This is a genomic window from Aquamicrobium sp. NLF2-7 (genome assembly GCF_022359935.1).
In the GTDB taxonomy this organism is placed as follows: domain Bacteria; phylum Pseudomonadota; class Alphaproteobacteria; order Rhizobiales; family Rhizobiaceae; genus Mesorhizobium; species Mesorhizobium lusatiense.
Window position 1 is genome coordinate 700,046 of record NZ_JAKSED010000001.1, and the last position, 21,330, is coordinate 721,375.

Consider the following 21,330-nt stretch of genomic DNA (forward strand, 5'->3'; position numbering starts at 1 on the left):
CTCCGGCTTTTTTATTTGAAAAGCATGAAATCGCTTCGGCCCCAATAGATCAGGAAGGAATGTTTGCCTTCAGCTCCGGGAATTTTTCGTCGAAGCGCGCGGCCCAGCGCGTGAGGCGGGTGCGACCGCGCTCCCATTCGCCGGCGAAGCGCAGGGACAGATAACCGAGCATGGCGCGCACGGCGATGTGGCCTGTGGTGATCTTCTTCGGCAGCTTCGGCGGATTGGCGTTGAGATGGTCGAGAGCGCGCGCAATCTTGCGCCACTGCCCGTCGATCCAGTCCTGATGCACCTTTTCTTCCGGACGCATGCGGCGTTCATACACGATCGCAAGCGCGCAATCGCATATTCCATCCGCCAGCGCCTCCAGCACTTCCGCTTCCGTGCGCTTGTCCGCATTGCGTGGAAACAATGCATTCTTCGATTCGCGATTCAGATATTGCGTAATGGCCCGGCTGTCGAAAACGACACGGCCGTCATCGAGCACCAGCGTCGGTATCTTGCCCAGCGGATTTGCCGAAACCAGTTCCTCAGGCTGCTGCCCCGTATTGGTAACGACTGCCTCCAGATCAATGCCCGCATATGCAGCCGACATGCGCACCTTGGCGCTGTAGGGTGACGCTGGTGCGTAGAGCAGCTTGGGCAATGTCGAATTCCTTCATGTTTTCAGGCGAACGGCTTCCGCCCCCTGCGTTTTTCGGCAGAGGGCCGGTTAAAGCCAAAAATGTTACTGCAGCACGCGGCAATGCGCGTTGTAGACGAGCCAGCGGTCGAAGCCTGAAACGCAGAACTCGACATTGTCGCCGACCGAGGCATACCCTTGGCCTTCCTCGATCAGATACCAGATGTCGCGGTCAAGACCGTCGGACAGCGTCACCTTCGCTCCGCAATAGTGGCGGGCGATCGGCCATCTTTCGCTTGCCGGCTCGCTGCGGCGCAGATGGATACGGTGGAAATCGGAAATCGCCACCTGCGGAAGGTTGGGAACGTTCCGCACCTGATGAGCGAACTTGCTGCTGATACGGTTAAGCACCGAAGGAACATTGCAAACGCTCGCCGCGCTCTCCTCCACATAGGAAGACAGATCGGCAGCATGGGCGGCAGGCTGCATCAGCACCGAAGCGCAGATGCCTGCAAGAGCGAGAAGAGCGGACTTGGCGGCGCGGATCATTTCAGCCTCATAAGGTGATTTGGCGGCACTTTGAGGATTTCCCGGCACGCGGTCAAGCACCTGCCTGCTCCCCGGCCAGCCAGTTGACGGACCATTTTGCACCGGATTCCAGCGAAAGCAGCCGGTGCAGTTCCGGCAGCATCACTTTCAGTTCGGCTTCGAGCATGAATGGAGGATTGACCACCACCATTCCGCTGCCATCCAGCCGGGGCACCTTGCCGGAAGGCCTGATGTCGAAACCGATATCGAGCACGCGGGGAATTCCGGCCTGCGCCAGCTGAGAATGAAAGACTTCCACCGCCCCGCGATCCTTGATCGGATACCACAGCGCATAGATGCCGCCCGGCCAGCGGCGGTGGGCTTTCGCAAGTCCGTCCACAAGGCGGCCAAATTCGCCTCCTTCCTCGAAAGGAGGATCGACCAGAACCAGACCACGCTTTTCCTTCGGAGGCAGATGCGCTCCGAGCGCCAGCCAGCCGTCCAGTTCGATCACGCGCGTCTGTATATCGCCCTCGAACCGTGCCTTCAGCTGCGCCGCATCCTGCGGATGCAATTCGATGGCCGTCAGCCTGTCCTGCCGGCGCAGCAGGTGACGAACGATTTTCGGCGAGCCCGGATAATGCGCAAGCTCCTGCGTTTCATTCACGGCGCGGACCGCATCGAGATATGGCACGAGCAGCGCTTCGGCTTCGGCGCTCATCTTCGCCTGCATGACGCGGCCGATACCGCCCAGCCACTCCCCGGTCTTGCCCGCTTCATCGGAAGCCAGATCGTACAGACCGATGCCTGCATGGGTATCGATCACCCGAAACGGCTTTTCCTTGCGCTTCAGATATTCCACGATGCGCGCCAGCACCGCATGCTTGACCACATCCGCAAAGTTGCCCGCATGATAGGCGTGCCGGTAATTCATGATCCCCCATCCCTGCCCCAGCGCGGCGGCGGAGCGGAGTTCTTTTTCTCATCGCGTTTTCCGGAGCGCCGGAAAGCGACTACCAAACCGATGAAGCCAACCCCCATCAGCGAGAGCCCTGCCGGCAACATACGCGGGTCCGCACTGCCGCTCTCACGCCGCAAAACCAGATCGACCGCCTTGATGTCGGCGTCCACCTTTTCGCCCGGCCGCAGAACGAACCGGTAATTTCCGGGCTGGACCGGATCGATGACACCTGCATCGTCGCGGAAAATGCGTTCGGTGATCTGCGGGCTTTTCTGCCGGGGTGTCGGATTCGCACGAAAGGCCAGGCCCTCATCCAGAATCACGCGTCCATTATAGGTGCCGGTTATCGCAAGCAGCGCCATGCCGCTCTGGGTAGCGTGCGGTCTCCACATGGTAAGGTCCACCAGCACCCGCACCGGCGCGTCGGATGCCGACAAGCCAATTTCGGCGGGAACGAAGCGCCCGTCCCTGTAGACGCTCCACGTCCCGATCTCGGAGCCGGAAAAATTCTGCACGGCCCATGGCCACAGCCCCAGCGCGGCGCCCGCAAGAAGAACGAGCAGAAACAGAACCCGCATTGTCAATCCTGTCCGGTGGCTGCACGGCTGGCGTGGCGGATCATGCCTTGCGCTCCCAGCGCCGGTCGGACGTCTGCTGCCAGTACGTGACCTCGTGTCCCTGCGCCTTCATCGCTTTCCAGTGCCGGCGTGCGGCCTCAAGCTGCGTGGCATCGTGCCCGTCGAACAGAAACACCGCCCGCTCGTAGACGGCCAGATCTGGCGGTTCGGCGCCATCGACGAGAAACCTGATCCGGGCACTGTTCGCATTGTCCGTTCCCGTCGTCAGCAGAACCGGCTGCTCGGCCGGAAAGGCCTCGCGGTCGGTTCCGTGCGCGAGAAACGAATCATCGCGAAAAATCCACAGATGCTGGTCGAGAGCGTCGCGCCTGTCTTCGGAGCCGGTCTGCACCACCACCCGCCAGCCACGCTGAAGGCTGCGCTCCAGCAAGCCCGGCAGAGCGTCCTCCAGCGTCGATTCGGTCAGATGGTAGAACAGTATTTCGGTCATGACCCTGAAGTTTCCGGCCGCGCGAACCGCGAGCTTCCGTTACTTCTCATAATGATCGCGCACCAGACGGTCGAGCAGCCTCACGCCGAAACCCGATCCCCACGACTGGTTCACCTCGTTCGAAGGCGCGCCCATCGCCGTTCCGGCGATATCGAGGTGCGCCCATGGCGTATCGTCCTTGATGAAACGCTGCAGGAACTGGGCAGCGGCAATCGAACCGCCATAACGTCCGCCGGTGTTCTTCATGTCAGCGTTCTTCGAATCGATGAGCTTATCGTATTCGGGTCCGAGCGGCATGCGCCACAGCAGTTCCTGCGTGGAAAGCCCGGCCTGCGTAAGTCGCCCCGCCAGTTCATCATCATTGGAGAACAGTCCCGCATGATGGAGGCCAAGCGCCACCATAATTGCGCCGGTCAGCGTTGCAAGGTCGATGATGGCCTCAGGCTGGAACCGCTCGCAGCAATACCAAAGTGCATCCGCCAGAACGAGACGGCCTTCCGCATCCGTATTGAGAACCTCGATCGTCTGCCCGGACATGGAGGTCACGATGTCGCCAGGCCGCTGCGCGTAGCCATCGACCGAATTCTCGACAAGACCGATAATGCCGACCACATTAGCTTTCGCCTTGCGGGCGGCAAGCGCATGCATGAGACCGGTGACGGCGGCGGCCCCACCCATATCACCCTTCATGTCTTCCATGCCCGCGGGCGACTTCATCGAGTTACCGCCGGTATCGAAGGTCACGCCCTTGCCGACGACGGCAAGCGGCTTCCGGCCCTTGCGCCCGCCTTCCCAGCGCATCACGGCCATCCGCGCCCCGCGCGGCGAGCCCTGCGCCACTCCCAGCAGAGCGCCCATGCCGGCCTTCTTCATTTCTTTCTCGGTGAGAATTTCAACCTGCACGCCAAGTCCTTCAAGCTCCTTGGCTCGGGCCGCGAATTCGACAGGGCCAAGGACATTGGCGGGTTCGTTGACCAGATCGCGGGCAAGATTCACGCCATCGACAACGGCATTCAGCCCGGCGAAAGCCTTGCGCGCACCCACAGGGTCCGCGCACATGATGGTGATCCTGGAAGGCTTTGCCCGCCCCGTCTTATCATCTTCGCCTTCGTTCCTGCGTGTCTTGTATTTATCAAAAGCGTAGGCGCGAAGCAGCAATCCCGCCGCCACACTTGCGGCCTCATCGGCACCGGCTTCAACATCACCGGGCAGATCGAGAAGAATGGTCAACTCCTTCTCTTTTCCCGCCGCGGCAAGGATGGAGCCGCCGAGCCGAAGCCACGCATGCTCCTTGAGAGTGGCCGCGTCGCCGGCACCCAGGACGACGATCTTGTCCAGTTGCGTGCCTTCAGGCGCGATGAGATCGATCTTCGCCCCGAATTTGCCTGAAAATCCGGAGATTTTCACGGCTCGTGCGAGAACACCGGCCGGATCAACGTTGGCTGCGGTTTCGCCAAAGCCGGCTTTTTCGGCGTAGAGCAGGCAAACGCTGCCCTTCGCCGGTACGGAAAATTTGGCAAAGCTCACAGAAGGTGTCGATGTCATCAGCCTGTACTTTCGGTTCCGCGGAAGGTGTCGAGAGTTGGTCGTTTTACGTGTCTTGGCAAGCTATGGTGCCACAGGGAATAGCAGATTGTTCGATTCGCCAGCCTGCTTCAGTCAGAAATTTAAGCACTCTCCGTCCGGAACCGGTTGTTAACCATGCTTTTTCGCGCTTTTTTATCCATTCGGACACAGATTGCATCGATGGAAAATGAGATCCGGATATCGGCTCCGGAGAGCACCTGTTGTGCGGGCGGCACCGGGACAAAGACGCTTTGCAAGGCCCTGATATGGCCTGAACCGGCAGAGAAACCGTACGCATGAAGGTCATCGAACGCTACATAATGCGCCGCATGCTGCTGCTCTTCCTTGGAGCGCTGGCATGGACGCTGGCGATCGTTTGGACCACGCAGGTTCTGGCGCGCATCGATCTGGTGACCGATGGCGGTCAGTCCGCCCTCACCTTCTTCGAGGTGGCCGCACTTATTATTCCGACCGTCATTCCTATTGTCGTGCCGTTCGCGCTGGCTGGCGCGGTAGCGCAGACCCTTTCAGCCATGAATGCCGACTCGGAGCTGGTGGTGGTGAACGCTGCCGGCGCATCCCGGATGACCGTCGCGCGGCCGGTGCTGATTCTGGCAATTGCAGCCAGCGTGTTCTGCCTGCTCATCCAGAATTTCGTGGAACCCTATGCGCGCCAGCGCAATCGCGACCTCGTAGCTGGCGCTCGGGCCGACTTTCTCTCGCTCGTCATTCAGGAAGGCACATTCCGCAAGATCGAGGATGGCCTGTTCGTGCAGATAGGCGAGCGCCTTCCGGGCAACCGGCTGGCCGGCATTTTTGTCGCCGACAGCCGCGAAGAGGGTGTCGATCTGGTTTACTATGCCAAGACCGGGGCGGTGATCGATCATGAAGACACCAAGGCCCTGCTCATGAACGATGGCGTCATTCACCGCAAGGCGGTCGGCGGCGACATCTCGCTCGTGCACTTTACCTCCTATGCATTCGATCTTTCCGCTTTTGATTCAGACACCGGAACCGGCACTCGGATGCCGAAGGACCAGACGACAGCCTATCTTCTGAACCCGAACCGCAATGATGACGTCTATAAGAAGACGCCGCAGCTCTATCGCAATGAACTGCACAAGCGGTTTTCCGAATGGCTGTTCCCCATAACCTTCGCGCTTATCGCGCTGGCGGTTGCCGGAGATGCGAAGTCCCACCGCGAGGCGCGCATACACCCGCTGGTGACCACCATCTGTATTGCGCTGTTCGTTCGCTGGATGGGCTATTTTGCAGAGGGCCAGACCAAGACCCAGCCCCTGTTCAACTACGCGCTGTATGCCGTGCCTGTCGCATTTTCGGCGATTTCAGTGTGGTGCATCGCCACCCAGAGAACCATGGAGCTGCCGATCGGCTGGATAGATGCCCTGAACGGCATCTATAAGCGCATATCCGACAAGGCATTGGCTTTGAGAATGAAGCTCACCGGGGCCGGTGCACACAAGGGGTCTGCGTGATGGGCTGGACCCTCGGGCGCTATTTTTTCCTGCGCTACACGGTGATCGCCATCTGGTTTTTCCTTGGCATCTTCGCTCTCGTTTTCCTGATCGACTTTACCGAGCTGACGAGCCGTACCAGCCGCATAGCAGGCTTTACCTACTGGACCGGCGCAGCCATCTCAGGGCTGCGTGTGCCCATGCTCGTGCTTCAGACAGTGCCGTTCGTCGGCCTGTTCGCAGCAATGGCGACGCTGGTATCGCTGAACCGCAAATATGAGCTGGTCGTTGCCCGCGCGGCCGGCATCTCAGCATGGCAGTTCCTGCTGCCGGTATGCCTTGGCGCTTTTCTGTTCGGCGTGCTGGCCGTCACAATTCTCAACCCGCTTGCTGCCCATGGGCTGGTGCGCTCGCAACAGGTCGAAAGCCTGCTGCGCTCGGGTAACTCGAATACGGTCGACAGCAACACGGTGCCGTGGCTGCGCCAGAAGACATCCTCCGGGGATACCATAATCGGCGCGCGCGCCGTCCTTTCACAGGGTCTGGAGATGGCTGATGCAACCTTCTTCATGCTCGATCGCGACGGCAATATCTTCGAGCGCCGCGACGCGCGCAGAGTGTACCTGCGCGACGGTTTCTGGGAATTGCACAATGTCGTGGTACGGCCATCCGACGGTCCGGGCGAGAAGAAGGACGTTGATCGCGTACCAACCGATCTGAAGCCGGAATTCGTGCAGGAGAGACTGGCTCAGCCGGAAACGATTCCATTTTTTGAGCTGCCGCAGAAGATCGAAGTTGCGCGGTCCTTCGGTCTCGGGGCCAACGCTTTCGCCATGCAGTTCGACTCGCTGATCGCCCTTCCCTTCCTTCTGGTGGCGATGACGCTGATCGCGGCAACCGTGTCGATGCGATTTGCCCGGATGGGGCAATCGGTGACGATGATTCTGGGTGGCATTGTCGCCGGCTTTCTGCTTTATGTCGTCTCGGTTCTGGTCAAGGCTTTCGGCGTGGCCGGGTTCGTGCCCACTGTTGTGGCCGCGTGGTTCCCGGTTGTCGTGGCTATGTTTTTCGGGGTAACATTCCTTTTGTACAAGGAAGATGGCTAGTGAGGGGGGCGGTTGTGAAAAACGGTCGGTTCAGCCGATTGTCGCTCCTGTGTGGAGTCAGTGGCCTTGCCTGCCTTATGGCGTACGGCTTTGCGCCGACTCCTGCCGCTGCGCAGGTGCCAGACTCCCTGACCTCCAATATCCCTTCGGATGCCCAGATGCTGCTGGAGTCCGACACGCTCGTCTATGACAATGATTCGCAGACCGTGACTGCAGTTGGCGGCGTGCAGATCGATTATGCCGGCAACCGCCTCGTCGCCCAGCGCGTCGAATATGATCGCAAGACCCAGCGACTGATCGCCAGCGGCAGCGTCGAAATCGTTCACAGCGACGGCACCAAGGTTCATTCCGAACATATCGACATCACCGACGACTTCGCGGACGGTTTTACCAATGCGCTGAGGGTCGAGACCGTTGACAAGACCTATTTCGCTGCAGAAAGCGCCGAGCGCATGGGTGGCGTGCTGACCACCTTCCACAACGGTGTCTACACGGCATGCGAGCCTTGCGAAGATAAGCCCGACAAGCCCGCCATCTGGCGTGTGAAATCGCAGAAGATCATCTGGAACAGCCAGAAAAAGACGATCCGCTTCCAGAACTCCAACTTCGAGTTCTTCGGAATGCCGATCGCTTACCTGCCGGTTTTCGAGATTGCCGACCCGACGGTGAAGCGCAAGAGCGGCTTCCTGTTCCCGTCGATTTCCTACAAGTCCGAACTCGGTGTCGGAGTTGGGATCCCCTATTATTTTGCCCTGTCGCCTACTTACGATCTGACGGTCAAAGGCAATTACTACTCCAAACAAGGATTCCTTGGCGAAGCCGAGTGGCGCCAGCGCTTCAACAATGGCCAGTACAGCGTGAAGATTGCCGGCATCCGCCAGCAGGATCCGGAGGCCTTCGTATCCGGCACCAGATATACGGAAAATAGCGGTGCTCAAGGCGACCTGAACAAGTTCCGCGGCATGATGGGCACGCAAGGCCAGTTCGCCATCAATTCGCGCTGGGATTTCGGCTGGAATGTCCTGCTCCAGACGGACAAGAATTTTTCCAGAACCTATGGAATCGACAATTATGAGCAATATGCTCATCGTTCCGAGGTTTATCTGACTGGTCTCAACGACCGGAACTACTTCGACCTGCGTGGGATGAAGTTCCAGATTCAGGAAGATATTCTTGATAGTGATGTAACAAATGCGCGTAACGATAAGCAGGCTTGGGTCCTGCCTTCTTTCGATTACGCTTACATCCCCGACACATCGCTAGCCGGTGGGCAGCTATCGTTCAATGTGAATGCGCGCGCTCTCAGTCGCAGCCGAATAGATGAGGCATTCAAAACACCTTATGTTCCCGCCTCGGGTGTTCAGCGTGTCCGGGGAATAGAGGGCGAAAGCGGCCGCCTCACCGCCGAAGCTGAGTGGAAGCGCTCCTTTATCACCGATGGAGGAATGGTGTTCACGCCGTTGCTCGCATTTCAGGCTGATGGGAACTATCTGAATGCTTCTTCGACGTCGTTGACTGAAATTGACAAAATGGCGGGCACCAGCACCACCGCTGACATGCGTTCTTCCTTCTTCCGTTCGATGGCGACGCTTGGCCTCGAATGGCGCTGGCCGATCCTCTTTTCCGCCACCGCTTCCTCGCATGTGCTGGAGCCGACGGCGCAGCTCTTCGTTCGACCCAACGAAGACTATGTCGGTGGTCTTTCCGTGCCTAATGAAGACGCGCAGAGCTTCGTGTTCGATGCTTCCACGCTGTTCGAGCGGGACAAGTTCTCTGGCTACGATCGCATTGAAGGCGGTACGCGCGCTAATCTCGGTTTCCGTTATGTCGGAACCTTCGACAGCGGCTGGACCACCAATGCCATGTTCGGCCAGTCTTACCATCTGAATGGGGAGAACTCGTTCGCGGTGCCTGATCTGGTCAATGTCGGCGCCGATTCGGGCCTTGAGAGCGATCGCTCAGACTATGTCGGCCTTGTCGGTTTGAGCGGCCCGAGTGGCATTTCCGCCTCTCTGAGCGGGCGTTTTGATGAACAGACGTGGGAAGTCCGTCGATCCGAAGTAAAGCTTGGATACAATGGCGGCCCTCTGGCGCTCTCGGCACGTTATGCCTTCATTCAGGCTCAGCCTGACTACGGTTTCACTGAAGATCGCCACGAGGTGGCATTCGGAGGCTCCGCTCAGTTCGCCGAGAACTGGCGCGTGTTCGGCTCCGGCACCTACGATCTTGAGAAGAACGTGATGGTGAACAACGGTATAGGCTTTGGCTATGCCGATGAGTGCTTCACCTATCTGATGACCTATTCTCAGACGCGTGACCGCATCAACAAGGAAGTCTCGCAAAGCATCGGCTTCAACATCACCTTCCGTACGCTGGGTGATTTCGGTTCGGCCACCAGCAACTTCGTTCAGTAAATGGTGGCTGACACGGTTTTGCCGTATAAAGCGGGCAAAAGCCCGATTCAATTTGTGCTTTGACGTGAACTGAAAGCTGGATGCCGGAATGCGGAAATATCTTCTCTCTGCAAGCCTTGCCCTTTTCGTCGGTGTGACGGCTGTTGCGGCGACTGGCGTGACCACGCCCGCGGTGGCAAGCGAGATCAAGTATATCGTCAACAATATGCCGATCACGACCACCGACATTCAGCACCGTAACGCCTTTTTCCGTCTGCAAAGGCGCAAGGGCGATGCGGCGAATGAGATGATCGAGCAGACCCTGCGCCTCGCCGAAGCGCAGCGCATCGGCATCCGCATCAGCGACAAGCAGGTCAACGACGCTTACGCCCGCTTTGCTTCCAGCAACAACATGCCGCTGGCACAGCTCGATTCGGTCATGGCGCAATCGGGGGTCACCAAGCAGCATTTCAAGGATTTCATCCGCTCCCAGATGGCCTGGAACCAGGCAATCGGCGCGCGCTACCGGGCCGAGCAGTCGGGAAGCGGACTGACCAGTCAGCAGGAAGCCGTGCGCAACATGCTGAAAAAGGGCGGAAACAAGCCTTCAGCCACTGAATACATGTTGCAGCAGGTGATTTTCGTCATTCCGGCAGCGGAGCGGAAATCGACCTTGGGCAAGCGTAAGCGTGAAGCAGAGGCGCTGAGAGCGCGCTTCAACGGCTGCGCCAACACACAGCAATTTGCCAAAGGCCTGATCGATGTGACTGTGCGCGATCTCGGTCGCGTTCTTGCACCTCAATTGCCGCCGGAATGGTCCGATCAGATCAAGAAGACCAAGGCTGGGGGCGCCACCGGCGTTCGCGAAACGGAACGTGGTGTCGAGTTCATCGGTGTGTGCAGCGCGCGCGAGGTTTCTGACGACCGGGTTGCCGAACTGGTGCTTCAGAATGAGAATTCCGATGCCGACGCAGATAAGCTCGGCCAGAAATATATGGAAGAGCTGAAGAAGACGGCCAAGATCGTCCGGCGCTGATCGTGCAGCGCCTGCCTCTTCCCCTTGCCGTCAGTATTGGCGATCCCTCCGGCATAGGTCCGGAGATCGCCATTCAAGCATGGCAACAGCGCGACGAACTTCGTCTTCCCCCTTTCTACCTGCTGGCCGACCCGGCTCTGGTTGCCGCGCGCAGCAAGCGGATGGGCAGCGATGTTCAGTTGGCCGAAACATCTCCCGAACAATCGACAGAAGCTTTCGCGCACAGCCTGCCCATCGTTGGGCTTGAGAGTCGATTGGTCGACCGCCCGGGACAACCGGATGCCGCCAATGCATCCGGCATCATCGAGGCGATAGACCGTGCAGTTGAAGATTGCTTCTCCGGCAAGGCGGCCGCTGTCGTAACCTGCCCGATAGCCAAAAAGCCGCTCTATGACGCCGGCTTTGCCTTTCCCGGCCACACCGAGTATCTGGCGCATCTGGCTTCCCAGCGGACCGGAACGCCCGTCACACCGGTGATGATGCTGGCGGGGCCGGAACTGCGAACGGTGCCGGTCACCATCCACATCGCGCTGTCGGATGTGCCCAAAGCCCTGACTACGGACCTCATTGTGGAAACGGCGCTCATCACCGCCCGTGATTTGCAGAACCGCTTTGGACTGAGCAACCCGCGCCTTGCGATTTCAGGTGTCAACCCGCATGCGGGTGAGGATGGCGCGATGGGAACGGAAGATCGTGACATCGTAGCGCCTGCCATCACAGCCTTGAAGGCCAAAGGCATAAATGCTTTCGGCCCCCTGCCTGCCGACACCATGTTCCACGCCAGCGCCCGCGCAGGTTATGATGTGGCGATCTGCATGTATCACGATCAGGCCCTGATACCCGCCAAGGCCCTTGCCTTCGATGAGGCCGTGAACGTCACGCTTGGGCTGCCCTTCATCCGCACTTCGCCGGACCATGGCACCGCGTTCGGCATCGCGGGAAAAGGCGTTGCCCGGCCCGACAGTTTCATTGCGGCACTCAGGCTGGCCGGCCAGATGGCGGGCAGCGGAAAGATGGCGGAACCCGCTTGAGCTTCGATGGCCTCCCTCCCTTGCGAGACGTGATCGACCGCTACGAGTTGCGGGCGAAGAAAGCGCTTGGGCAGAATTTTCTTCTCGACCTGAATATTACCGGCAAGATTGCGCGCGTCGCCGGTGATCTGAGTGATATGACCGTCATCGAGGTCGGTCCCGGGCCGGGCGGGCTGACCCGTGCGCTCCTCGCTCACGGCGCGAAGCGCGTCGTCGCCATCGAAAAGGACGAGCGCTGCCTAGCTGCGCTGGACGAAATCTCAAAGCATTACCCGGGCCGCCTGCATGTGGTTCCGGGCGATGCCCTGAAGACGGATTTCGCTACGCTTGCTGAACCGGGCCCACCTGTCAGGATCGTGGCCAACCTGCCCTACAATGTCGGCACCGAGTTGCTGGTTCGCTGGCTGACAGTGCCGCAATGGCCGCCTTTTTATCAGTCGATGACGCTGATGTTCCAGCGCGAGGTGGCCATGCGCATCGTGGCGGAGCCGGACAGCGAGGCTTACGGCCGGCTGGGCGTTCTGGCCGGATGGCGCACCCGGGCGCGTATCGCCTTCGATCTGCCGCCGCAGGCCTTTACGCCACCACCGAAGGTAACCTCATCGGTCGTCCATCTGGAACCTCGGGCACAACCGCTTCCAGCAGATGTCCGCACGCTTGGCCGCCTCACAGAAGCTGCCTTCGGCCAGCGCCGCAAGATGCTGCGTCAGAGCCTCAAATCACTGGGCGGCGAGCGCCTGCTGGAGAGCGTGGGCATCGATCCCACGCGCCGGGCAGAGACGCTGAGCGTCGAAGAGTTCGTGCGCCTCGCCAACGCCATCTGAGCGCACGGCAGCAAGCAGCCTGCACGGGAACGCCGCTGGAGCCTCCCTATCAAAAGTTATGACGGCCCTAGGCTCGGAACGGTATGAAAGAAGGATGGGCGGGATCATATTGCCCCGCCCTGCAATCCGGCTTTCTCAGCCCAGATCCTCGTCCATCAGCCCGGAAACGAAATCGAACAGTCCGGGCCGGCGGTCGCGGCGCAGCCGCTCGGCGGTGACGATGGACACGACTTCCGTGAAAGCCCGGTCGAGATCGTCGTTGACGACGACAAAATCATACTCGGTCCAGTGTTCGATCTCGTCACGCGCGTTCTTGAGACGCGTCTCGATCACCGCTTCCTGATCCTCGGCCCGCCGTTTCAGGCGGTCCTTCAGTTCGCGCATGGACGGCGGCAGAATGAAGATGGAAACGATGTCGCCCCGCATCTTCTCCCGCAGCTGCTGGGCGCCCTGCCAGTCGATGTCGAACAGCATGTCGCGCCCCTCGGCCATCGCCTTCTCGGCTGGCCCACGCGGGGTGGCGTAAAAATTGCCGTGTACTTCAGCCCATTCCAGCAATTCGTCATTGTCGCGCAGGATCTCGAATTCCCGCCGGCTGCGGAAATGATAGTGGCGGCCATCGATCTCACTGCCGCGCCGCGGACGCGTGGTGACGCTGACCGAAAGCTCAAACTGATTGTCGCTTTCCAGCAGGTTCCGCGCAATGGTCGACTTGCCAGCACCAGACGGCGAAGACAGCACGAGCATCAGCCCCCGCCGACGGATGAGGGATCCGACATTATTTGACGGCATCTGTTACTCCAGATTTTGAACCTGTTCGCGAAACTGATCGATGACGGCCTTGAGTTCGAGCCCTATGGCGGTGATCGAAGCGGCATTCGATTTAGAGCACAAGGTATTCGATTCGCGATTGAATTCCTGCGCCAGGAAATCGAGCTTCCGGCCAATGGCGCCGCCTGAGACGAGAAGGGAGCGCCCGGAGGCCACATGCGTCTTCAGTCTGTCGATCTCTTCGCGGATATCAGCTTTGGTGGCAAGCAGGGCCGCTTCCTGATGAAGGCGAGCCTCATCGAAGCCTGCGGCAGAATTGAGCAGCAAGCTCACCTGATCGGCAAGCCGCGCGCGGATCACATCCATCTCCCTTGAGGGGTCTGCTTCGGCTTGCAGGGTCAGTTCCTCAATCCGGTCAAGATGACCGCCCAGAACCTTGCGCAATGCCTCGCCTTCTTCGCATCGGGCCTGCTGAAGCTGCGAAAGCGCTGTTTCAAGCGTCTGCTGAATGGTCGCGTCCAGAGCTGCGCGCGCCTCGGGCGTTTCTACAGTTTCAGGAAGCTCCAGAACGCCACGCAGGGCGAGAAGGCCGTCAACACTCGGCGGCGCCGCTCCGAAATCGTCCTGCAGCCGTTTGGCGAGGACAGCGAGATCGCGGAGAAAAGCTTCATTGATCGAGGGCTGTACGCCAGCCCCCGCTGGCCGTGTTATAGTCAGGTTGGCCTGAAAGTTCCCGCGTGCAAATCGTTTCTGGATCGCCTGACGAGCCGGCAGTTCCAGCCGGTCGAAGCCGGGAGGCAAACGCATCCGCACCTCGGCGCTCTTGCCATTGACGGACTTCACCTCCCAGGCAATGGCAACGCCATCATGCTCGGCGTTTGCACGGGCGAAACCGGTCATGCTCTGCAAGGTCATGCGATCCTCTCCGGCCGGCTGATTGAAGTCTCAAACAGCAAAGCCATGGTCTGACCGGAATGCCGGATCGGCTTTCCGCCTCTACTGGGTGGGGTTGGTTTCTGCGGGATCGTCGGCATTCTCGCCAGCCTGCCCGCTCCCGGCAGCTTCCGCAGCCTGCTTGCGTTGCCAGGCGCGGTAGCGCGCAACATTCTCGTTGTGCTCCTTGAGCGTCGGCGCGAACACATGGCCACCCGTGCCATCAGCGACAAAGTACAGATCTTCCGTCTTGGACGGATTGGCCACCGCTTCCAGCGAAGCCCTGCCCGGATTGGCGATCGGTGTCGGCGGCAGGCCATTGATCGTGTAGGTGTTGTATGGTGTCGGCTTGTCGATATCCGATCGATAGATCGGACGATCCGCCGGCTTGCCCTGACCTCCGAACAGACCATAGATAATCGTCGGATCCGACTGCAGCCGCATGCCCTTGCGCAGGCGGTTGAGGAACACCCCGGCAATGCGCGAGCGCTCATCGCCACGCGAGGTTTCCTTTTCGACGATCGACGCCAGCGTCAAAAATTCGTTCTCGTCGGCAAGTGGCAGATCGGAATCACGCCTAGCCCATATGGAAGAAACCAAAGCTTTCTGATCGGAAAGAAGCTTGTCGATCATCTGCTGGCGCGTGGCGCCACGCGTAAACCGCAGCGTATCGGTCGCGATGCTGCCTTCAGGAGGAAGCTGCGACGGCATATCGCCGGTAAGAGCCTCGTGAGCCGCAATGCGCTCGAATGCCTGATGAACCGTCAGACCTTCCGGAATGGTCAGCGCGTAGGTGACCGACTTGCCGCTCTTCAGAAGCTCCATGATCTCGCGCATAGACGCATGCGGCTTGATCTCGTACTCGCCCGCCTTCAGCGCCTGATCATTGTTATGGACGCGCACACCAACGCGGAAAACGCGGGCATCGCTGATCAGTCCGCGACGCTCCAGCTGCTCTGCAATCTGCGAGACACCCGTATTCGGCTTGACCAGGAAAGTGTCGCCGATGGCGGAAGGCCCCGGCTCGATGAACGCCTTCTTGCCGAAATAGACGGCAAGGCCACCACCCACCATCACCAGAAGGATCAGGGAAAGCACGAAGTTGAGAAAAACCACGGTCTGGCTGCGGGAACGGCGCGAGCGCTTCGCCGGCGGGGGAGTTCCCTTTTCCGGCCGCAGAGCTTCATTCGCCGTCTTCGGCACGATCGGCGTGCCCGCAGGCGCTGAGTTCTGCGGCGTCGGGCTCTGCCCGAATTCATTGCCTCCAGAATTGGTGTTCATGGCACCCCGGTCTTTTGTGGAATCGATACCCCTCCTGAAAAATAGGAGCGAATATGGCAAAATTCACGGCATCCGATCCTGTCGGATGCCGTTTACGCGGGCTGTTCAGCCATTATAGCGCTGGAAGACCAGCGAAGCATTGGTGCCGCCGAACCCGAAGGAGTTGGACAGGGCAACGTCGATCTGCCGCTGGCGCGGCTTGTTCGGCACAAGATCGATCGCCGTCTCGCGTTCCGGGTTGTCCAGATTGATGGTCGCCGGGGCGATATTGTCGCGAATTGCCAGAATCGATAAGATCGCCTCGGCTGCACCCGCCGCACCGAGCAGATGGCCGATCGACGATTTCGTCGAGGACATGGAAATCTTCGGGGCGGCATCGCCGACCAGCCGCTCGACAGCGCCAAGCTCGATCGTATCCGCCATGGTCGATGTGCCATGGGCGTTGATGTAATCGATGTCGGAAGGTTTGAGGTTCGCACGCTTCAGTGCAGCCGTCATGCAGCGGAACGCGCCGTCGCCATCCTCGGCAGGAGCCGTGATGTGATAGGCATCGCCGGTGAGACCGTAGCCGACCACTTCGGCGTAGATCCGCGCGCCGCGCGCCCTGGCGTGCTCCAGTTCTTCCAGAACCACGACGCCAGCGCCCTCGCCCATGACGAAACCGTCACGGTCGCGATCATAGGGGCGCGATGCCTGTTCAGGCGTGTCATTGCGTTCGGTTGAAAGGGCACGGCAAGCTGCGAAACCCGCCAGAGAAAGGCGGTTAACCGGCGCTTCGGCGCCACCTGCCAGCATCACATCCGCATCGCCGAACATGATCAGCCGTGCGGCGTCGCCAATGGCGTGCGCGCCGGTCGAGCATGCCGTCACCACTGCGTGGTTGGGGCCCTTGAAGCCGTGCCGGATGGAAACCTGCCCGGACACCAGATTGATGATCTGGCCGGGAATGAAGAAGGGGCTGATACGGCGCGGACCGCGCTCCTTCAATATGATGGAATTCTCGGCAATGCCTTCGATGCCGCCGATGCCGGAGCCGATCATGACGCCTGAGGCGCAACGCTCCTCCTCGGTCTTCGGCTCCCAGCCGGAATCCTTCAGCGCTTCGTCGGCAGCCGCGATCCCGTACAGGATGAACTCACCGATCTTGCGCAGTTCCTTGGCTTCGAGAACGGATTCGGGATTGAAGGTACCGTTCGTCCCGTCACCACGGGGAATGATGTGGGCGATCTTGCAGGCAAGATCGTCCACTTCAAATTCGGTCACACGGCGGGCTGCACTGCGGGCGGAGAGAAGTTCCTTCCATCCGTGCTCGTAACCCATTCCGAAAGGCGAAAGCAGGCCAAGACCCGTAACGACAACGCGCCGCATGTCTGAAATCAATATCCGCCTGAAAGGATCAGGCAGAGGCCTTGTCGATAAACTTGACGGCATCGCCGACGGTCAGGATCGTCTCGGCGGCGTCATCCGGGATTTCGACCCCGAACTCTTCCTCGAATGCCATGACGAGCTCGACCGTGTCGAGGCTGTCTGCGCCCAGATCGTCGATGAAGCTGGCCTGCTCCGTCACCTTGTCGGCGTCAACGCCGAGATGCTCGATAACGATCTTCTTGACGCGCTCTGCGGTGTCACTCATTTGGGCATCCTCGTCTTCAGGTTGGTCTGTCTTCGTTAGCGGTCGTCATGACGCTAATCAAGTTGAAAGATGGTCCTGCAAGAAACACAGTGAAGCAGGCCAATTCCGGCAAGAGCCTTGGAATTGCGGGCCGCATTACACGAAATTCCCCGCATATCCAAGGCGAAAAGCCAGCTGTCCCTAGATCATCGCCATGCCGCCATTCACATGAATCGTCTGGCCGGTGACGTAGGCGGCCTCATTCGAGGCGAGATAAGCAACTGCGGAGGCGACTTCGTCGCCCGTTCCCATACGCCGGGCCGGGATGGCCGACATGATGGTCTCTTTCTGCTTGTCGTTGAGCTTGTCGGTCATCGCCGATTCGATGAAGCCCGGCGCAACGCAGTTGACCGTGATGTTGCGGGTTGCGATCTCCTGCGCCAGCGACTTGGAGAAGCCGATGATGCCCGCCTTCGAGGCGCAATAGTTGGCCTGGCCCGGATTTCCGGTAATGCCGACGACGGAGCTGATGTTGATGATGCGGCCATGGCGGCGGCGCATCATCGGATGGGTCAGCTCTCGGGTGAGGCGGAAAACGGCGGAGAGATTGACGTTGATAACGTCATCCCAGTCGGCATCGCTCATGCGCACGAACAGGCCGTCGCGGGTGATGCCGGCATTGTTGACGAGGATATCCACGCCTTCGAGTTCTGCTTCAGCTTTCTGGCCGAGCTCCTTGACCTCGCTGGCATCGGACAGGTTAGCCGGAAAGAGCTTTACGCGCTCGCCAAGCTCACCGGCCAGCGTTTCAAGTTTTTCGACGCGCGTGCCGTGCAGGCCGACAACGGCGCCCTGCGCGTGAAGCACGCGGGCGATCGCCTCGCCGATTCCGCCCGTCGCACCCGTTACCAGCGCCTTGCGGCCTGTCAGATCAAACATTCCTGCCTCCATAAACGTCGCCAGCAGCGATCAGTCCGTGATCAGCCGAGAGCGGCAAGCGCCGCCTCGATATCGGCCGGCGTCCCGACGGAACTGACAGCGATATCGCGATTTATACGGCGCGCAAGCCCGGAAAGCACCTTTCCAGCGCCAATTTCATAAAGCGTGGTGACGCCATTCGCGCCAAACCACTCTACCGTTTCGCGCCAGCGCACCCTGCCCGTCACCTGCTCGACGAGGCGCGCAGTGATGAGATCAGTGTCGGTGGCGGGCTGCACGGAGACGTTCGACACCACCGGAACCACCGGAGCATGTCGTGCCACAGCCGCCAGCGCTTCGCGCATCGCATCCGCAGCCGGGCCCATCAATGCGCTGTGGAACGGCGCGGAAACCTGCAGCATCAGCGCGCGCTTGGCGCCCTTGGCCGTGCACAGTGCCGCTCCGCGCTCCACGGCCGCCTTGCTGCCCGAAATAACGAGCTGGCCACCGCCATTGTCATTGGCGATCTGGCAGACCTCACCTTGCGCGGCTTCCGTGCAGGCAGCTTCCACATCCGCCTGCTCCAGTCCGATGATGGCGGCCATGGCGCCCTCGCCCGCCGGCACGGCTGCCTGCATGGCATTGCCGCGAATACGCAGCAGGCGTGCCGCATCGGCGATGGAAACGAAGCCGGCGGCGGCAAGCGCCGAATACTCCCCAAGCGAATGGCCGGCCACATAGGCGACCTTTTCCTGCAGGGAAAAACCTTTTGATTCCAGAGCCCGCATGGCGGCAAGCGACACTGCCATCAGGGCCGGCTGGGCATTGGCTGTCAGGGTCAGCGTTTCTTCGGGTCCCTCGAAGATCAGCGCCGAAAGCTTCTCGCCCAGCGCCTCGTCCACTTCCTCGAACACCCTGCGCGCTTCGGGGTAAGCGTCGGCAAGTTCCTTGCCCATGCCCACGGTCTGACTGCCCTGCCCCGGGAACGTGAATGCTATTGCCATGATCAGCCTCGGTTTGTGCTCTTAATCCCGCGTGTGACGCATTGAAGCAAGGCAAGTCAAGCCCGCACCCCTTCTGCCGGGCTTTTGAAGCAGGAATGGCTCTTTATCCGACGGAGCGGGAAAGGGATCACATATCGTTAAAAACGAACACGATTCTTTCGTCGGCTATTCCCATTTTTGCCACACGCAATAGCTTTTCGTGACATATGCATGACAGTTCTATGACGCTGGCATTCAATGGGAAAGTTGTGAGTTGGTGAAACGCAAACCAGAATTTGCTGAACAGGCAGCACGCATGGATGCCACGGCGTCCGGCAGCAACCGTTCGGCGCTGAACGCAAGTGCCCGTCATGCGGTGCTGATGGTCCTTGCTTCAGCCCTGCTTGTTTTTGCCATCGAATGGATTTTCCGTGGCGATTTCGCAGGTGCGGTTGCCTTCTTTACGCAACCATACAAGCCCGGCTGGACCACGGTTCTTGTGTTTGCGCTCCTTCTGCTCGGACTGGACGCCATTCTTGGCCGCGCCTGGCTCGGATTGCTGACCGTTGCGCCGATAACGCTCACCCTTGCCTTCATCGGCTACCAGAAGTCGCTCTATCTTGGCGATCCGCTGTTTCCGACGGATATTCTCTTTGCCCGCCAGATCTTCGAGCTGCTGCCCCTTCTGGTCGGTGAACGGCCATGGACCGGCGTGGCGCTGGTGCTGGGGCTTGTTCTGACGATAACCGCCCTGCTCTATGCGTGGCGTTATGTGCAACGCCGCATACCGCGCATGAGCTACAGGGGCCGCGCCGCGCGCCTCTTACTGGCTCTGCCGGCGCTCGCCTTCTTCGTCTCGCTGATGGACTACGCGACGTTCTCCTGGACCCGCGACCGTCTCAGGATCATCCCGATGATGTGGGACCAGAAGGAAAATTACGCCAACAACGGCTTTACCCTCGCCTTCGCGCTCAATGTGCCGATGGCCCACGTCACAGCTCCGGCCGGCTTTTCCGACAAGGCGATCGATTCGCTGCCAAAGCCTGCGGTCGACACCGCACTGCCGGTGGAACAGCCAGACATCATCATGGTGATGAGCGAATCGTTCTGGGATGCCGGCAAATTGCCCGGCGTCACCATCACGCCCGATCCGATCGCTTCCACCCGCGCGCTGCAATCGGGCGAAATGTTTTCGCCGGAATTCGGCGGCATGACCGCCAATGTGGAATTCGAGGCGCTGACAGGATTTTCCAACGCCTTCCTGCCGGCAGGCAGCATTCCCTACCAGCAATATGTGCGCAAGCCGCTGCCTTCCATGGCAACCTTCCTGCGCTCGGAAGGCTATCAGACACTGGCCATCCATCCCGGCACGGACTGGTTCTGGAACCGCTCCAATGTCTACAAGGCGTTCGGCTTCGACGAATTCCGCTCCGAAAAGACGATGGCGACCATAGCGAAGCGCGGCCCGCTTGTTTCCGACGAATCGATGACGGACGAGATCATCGCCGCGGCAGATGCCGCCGAAAGGCCTCTCTTCCTGTTTTCCGTGAGCCTCCAGAATCACGGCCCCTACGAGCCGAATCGCTACGGCAATGCCACCCACAGCGTTCAGGCTGAAACAAGCGACTGGGCGCGCGCGTCACTGGCGAGCTTTGCGGAAGGCGCGGCCGATTCCGACCGCGAGTTGCAGCGCCTGATCGACTGGGCCAGCAAGCGCGACCGTCCGACGGTGATCGCCTTCTTTGGCGACCATCTGCCGCCTCTGGGGCCCGTTTACGTGGAAACCGGGTTCCTGAAGACCAATGTTGCGCCGCGCCGGGATGCGCCCGAAAACATGCGCCTCCACCGCTCGACTCCCTTGGTCATCTGGTCGAATCGCAGCGGCAGCGTTGAAGATGTCGGTGGCGTCAGTCCCGCCTTTCTGCCGCTGCACGTATTCAGGACAGCCGGGATAAGCCATCCTTACTACACGGGCTTTCTGGGCGATCTGCATCAGCGCTACAGCGTGGTGGAGCGCTCGCTGCTGCTCAGTGCAGATGGAGAGCCGACGCCCGACTGGGCAAGGCAGAAGCAGATCGATCCCTCGATCCGCGATTTCCGTTACCTTCAGTATGACATGATGTTCGGAAAGCACCGCGCGGCGCCGGACTTCTTCCCCGAAACGATCGGAGATGTCGTGGCGCATGCGAGCTGATCGTTGCGGGCCAGTTGACGGCTGCATG

The 21,330-nt window shown here is 60.1% G+C and carries 20 protein-coding genes; 7 read left to right on the forward strand and 13 right to left on the reverse strand.

Features of this window, described 5'->3' with window-relative positions; genetic code table 11:
• Positions 1–49 precede the first annotated feature (49 nt).
• The 6 genes from MIC97_RS03500 to MIC97_RS03525 all read right to left on the reverse strand — a co-directional run bounded on the left by MIC97_RS03500 (position 50) and on the right by MIC97_RS03525 (position 4,724).
• Positions 50–646 (reverse strand): glutathione S-transferase, encoded by a 597-nt coding sequence (locus MIC97_RS03500; protein ID WP_239798867.1) that lies wholly within the window; start codon positions 644–646, stop codon positions 50–52.
• Positions 647–727: 81 nt separating this feature from the next.
• Positions 728–1,171, reverse strand: a complete 444-nt coding sequence (locus MIC97_RS03505) for a hypothetical protein (RefSeq protein WP_239801016.1) — start codon at positions 1,169–1,171, stop codon at positions 728–730.
• A gap of 52 nt (positions 1,172–1,223) precedes the next feature.
• Positions 1,224–2,084, reverse strand: coding sequence for a 23S rRNA (adenine(2030)-N(6))-methyltransferase RlmJ (locus MIC97_RS03510; RefSeq protein ID WP_239798868.1), 861 nt, complete (start codon positions 2,082–2,084; stop codon positions 1,224–1,226).
• Complete coding sequence (locus MIC97_RS03515; RefSeq protein ID WP_239798869.1) at positions 2,081–2,689, reverse strand: hypothetical protein; 609 nt, start codon at positions 2,687–2,689, stop codon at positions 2,081–2,083. Before MIC97_RS03515 ends, MIC97_RS03510 begins: the two co-directional genes overlap by 4 nt.
• 40 nt (positions 2,690–2,729) lie before the next feature.
• Positions 2,730–3,179, reverse strand: coding sequence for a DNA polymerase III subunit chi (locus MIC97_RS03520; protein WP_239798870.1), 450 nt, complete (start codon positions 3,177–3,179; stop codon positions 2,730–2,732).
• Positions 3,180–3,218: 39 nt separating this feature from the next.
• Positions 3,219–4,724 carry a leucyl aminopeptidase gene (locus MIC97_RS03525; protein ID WP_239798871.1) on the reverse strand — a complete coding sequence of 502 codons (1,506 nt, stop codon included), beginning with the start codon at positions 4,722–4,724 and terminating at the stop codon, positions 3,219–3,221.
• Positions 4,725–5,041: 317 nt separating this feature from the next.
• Here MIC97_RS03525 and lptF point away from each other — a divergent pair, with 317 nt between their 5' ends.
• From lptF to rsmA, 6 genes are all read left to right on the forward strand, one after another.
• A complete protein-coding gene (gene lptF / locus MIC97_RS03530; protein ID WP_239798872.1) occupies positions 5,042–6,241 on the forward strand; it encodes an LPS export ABC transporter permease LptF in 1,200 nt (399 codons plus the stop codon).
• Positions 6,238–7,326, forward strand: a complete 1,089-nt coding sequence (lptG, locus tag MIC97_RS03535) for an LPS export ABC transporter permease LptG (protein WP_239798873.1) — start codon at positions 6,238–6,240, stop codon at positions 7,324–7,326. The genes lptF and lptG overlap by 4 nt, the downstream gene beginning before the upstream one ends.
• A complete protein-coding gene (locus MIC97_RS03540) occupies positions 7,326–9,740 on the forward strand; it encodes an LPS-assembly protein LptD (RefSeq protein ID WP_239798874.1) in 2,415 nt (804 codons plus the stop codon). The genes lptG and MIC97_RS03540 overlap by 1 nt, the downstream gene beginning before the upstream one ends.
• Positions 9,741–9,828: 88 nt before the next feature.
• Entirely contained in the window at positions 9,829–10,755 is a 927-nt protein-coding gene (locus MIC97_RS03545) for a peptidylprolyl isomerase (protein WP_239798875.1), read from the forward strand.
• A gap of 2 nt (positions 10,756–10,757) precedes the next feature.
• Complete coding sequence (pdxA, locus tag MIC97_RS03550) at positions 10,758–11,786, forward strand: 4-hydroxythreonine-4-phosphate dehydrogenase PdxA (RefSeq protein WP_239798876.1); 1,029 nt, start codon at positions 10,758–10,760, stop codon at positions 11,784–11,786.
• The gene (gene rsmA, locus MIC97_RS03555) at positions 11,783–12,610 is read left to right on the forward strand and encodes a 16S rRNA (adenine(1518)-N(6)/adenine(1519)-N(6))-dimethyltransferase RsmA (RefSeq protein WP_239798877.1); all 828 of its coding nucleotides are present in this window, start codon (positions 11,783–11,785) and stop codon (positions 12,608–12,610) included. The genes pdxA and rsmA overlap by 4 nt, the downstream gene beginning before the upstream one ends.
• A gap of 135 nt (positions 12,611–12,745) precedes the next feature.
• Here the strand turns inward: rsmA and gmk are convergent, their stop codons facing one another.
• The 7 genes from gmk to fabD all read right to left on the reverse strand — a co-directional run bounded on the left by gmk (position 12,746) and on the right by fabD (position 19,129).
• A complete protein-coding gene (gmk, locus tag MIC97_RS03560) occupies positions 12,746–13,402 on the reverse strand; it encodes a guanylate kinase (protein WP_183830456.1) in 657 nt (218 codons plus the stop codon).
• A 3-nt stretch (positions 13,403–13,405) separates the two neighbouring features.
• The gene (locus MIC97_RS03565; protein ID WP_239798878.1) at positions 13,406–14,296 is read right to left on the reverse strand and encodes a YicC/YloC family endoribonuclease; all 891 of its coding nucleotides are present in this window, start codon (positions 14,294–14,296) and stop codon (positions 13,406–13,408) included.
• 81 nt (positions 14,297–14,377) lie between these two features.
• Positions 14,378–15,595: an endolytic transglycosylase MltG gene (gene mltG / locus MIC97_RS03570; RefSeq protein WP_239798879.1), complete on the reverse strand. Its 1,218-nt coding sequence runs from the start codon at positions 15,593–15,595 to the stop codon at positions 14,378–14,380.
• Between the two features lie 105 nt (positions 15,596–15,700).
• Complete coding sequence (gene fabF, locus MIC97_RS03575; protein ID WP_239798880.1) at positions 15,701–16,963, reverse strand: beta-ketoacyl-ACP synthase II; 1,263 nt, start codon at positions 16,961–16,963, stop codon at positions 15,701–15,703.
• A gap of 28 nt (positions 16,964–16,991) precedes the next feature.
• On the reverse strand, positions 16,992–17,228 hold the full coding sequence (locus MIC97_RS03580) for an acyl carrier protein (protein WP_035033204.1): 237 nt from the start codon (positions 17,226–17,228) through the stop codon (positions 16,992–16,994).
• Between the two features lie 180 nt (positions 17,229–17,408).
• On the reverse strand, positions 17,409–18,146 hold the full coding sequence (gene fabG, locus MIC97_RS03585) for a 3-oxoacyl-[acyl-carrier-protein] reductase (protein ID WP_239798881.1): 738 nt from the start codon (positions 18,144–18,146) through the stop codon (positions 17,409–17,411).
• 41 nt (positions 18,147–18,187) lie between these two features.
• On the reverse strand, positions 18,188–19,129 hold the full coding sequence (gene fabD, locus MIC97_RS03590; protein ID WP_239798882.1) for an ACP S-malonyltransferase: 942 nt from the start codon (positions 19,127–19,129) through the stop codon (positions 18,188–18,190).
• Positions 19,130–19,424: 295 nt separating this feature from the next.
• Between fabD and MIC97_RS03595 the strand changes: the two genes are divergently transcribed.
• Complete coding sequence (locus MIC97_RS03595; protein ID WP_239801017.1) at positions 19,425–21,302, forward strand: LTA synthase family protein; 1,878 nt, start codon at positions 19,425–19,427, stop codon at positions 21,300–21,302.
• The last annotated feature ends 28 nt before the right edge of the window (positions 21,303–21,330 follow it).

What these genes read in the sequence shown, in the direction of transcription:
- MIC97_RS03505 (WP_239801016.1), bottom strand. Translation starts at nt 1,171, where the DNA reads ATGATCCGCGCCGCCAAGTCCGCTCTTCTCGCTCTTGCAGGCATCTGC.
- MIC97_RS03510 (WP_239798868.1), bottom strand. Translation starts at nt 2,084, where the DNA reads ATGAATTACCGGCACGCCTATCATGCGGGCAACTTTGCGGATGTGGTC.
- MIC97_RS03515 (WP_239798869.1), bottom strand. Translation starts at nt 2,689, where the DNA reads ATGCGGGTTCTGTTTCTGCTCGTTCTTCTTGCGGGCGCCGCGCTGGGG.
- MIC97_RS03520 (WP_239798870.1), bottom strand. Translation starts at nt 3,179, where the DNA reads ATGACCGAAATACTGTTCTACCATCTGACCGAATCGACGCTGGAGGAC.
- MIC97_RS03525 (WP_239798871.1), bottom strand. Translation starts at nt 4,724, where the DNA reads ATGACATCGACACCTTCTGTGAGCTTTGCCAAATTTTCCGTACCGGCG.
- lptF (WP_239798872.1), top strand. Translation starts at nt 5,042, where the DNA reads ATGAAGGTCATCGAACGCTACATAATGCGCCGCATGCTGCTGCTCTTC.
- MIC97_RS03545 (WP_239798875.1), top strand. Translation starts at nt 9,829, where the DNA reads ATGCGGAAATATCTTCTCTCTGCAAGCCTTGCCCTTTTCGTCGGTGTG.
- gmk (WP_183830456.1), bottom strand. Translation starts at nt 13,402, where the DNA reads ATGCCGTCAAATAATGTCGGATCCCTCATCCGTCGGCGGGGGCTGATG.
- MIC97_RS03565 (WP_239798878.1), bottom strand. Translation starts at nt 14,296, where the DNA reads ATGACCTTGCAGAGCATGACCGGTTTCGCCCGTGCAAACGCCGAGCAT.
- mltG (WP_239798879.1), bottom strand. Translation starts at nt 15,595, where the DNA reads ATGAACACCAATTCTGGAGGCAATGAATTCGGGCAGAGCCCGACGCCG.
- fabF (WP_239798880.1), bottom strand. Translation starts at nt 16,963, where the DNA reads ATGCGGCGCGTTGTCGTTACGGGTCTTGGCCTGCTTTCGCCTTTCGGA.
- MIC97_RS03580 (WP_035033204.1), bottom strand. Translation starts at nt 17,228, where the DNA reads ATGAGTGACACCGCAGAGCGCGTCAAGAAGATCGTTATCGAGCATCTC.
- fabG (WP_239798881.1), bottom strand. Translation starts at nt 18,146, where the DNA reads ATGTTTGATCTGACAGGCCGCAAGGCGCTGGTAACGGGTGCGACGGGC.
- fabD (WP_239798882.1), bottom strand. Translation starts at nt 19,129, where the DNA reads ATGGCAATAGCATTCACGTTCCCGGGGCAGGGCAGTCAGACCGTGGGC.
- MIC97_RS03595 (WP_239801017.1), top strand. Translation starts at nt 19,425, where the DNA reads ATGGATGCCACGGCGTCCGGCAGCAACCGTTCGGCGCTGAACGCAAGT.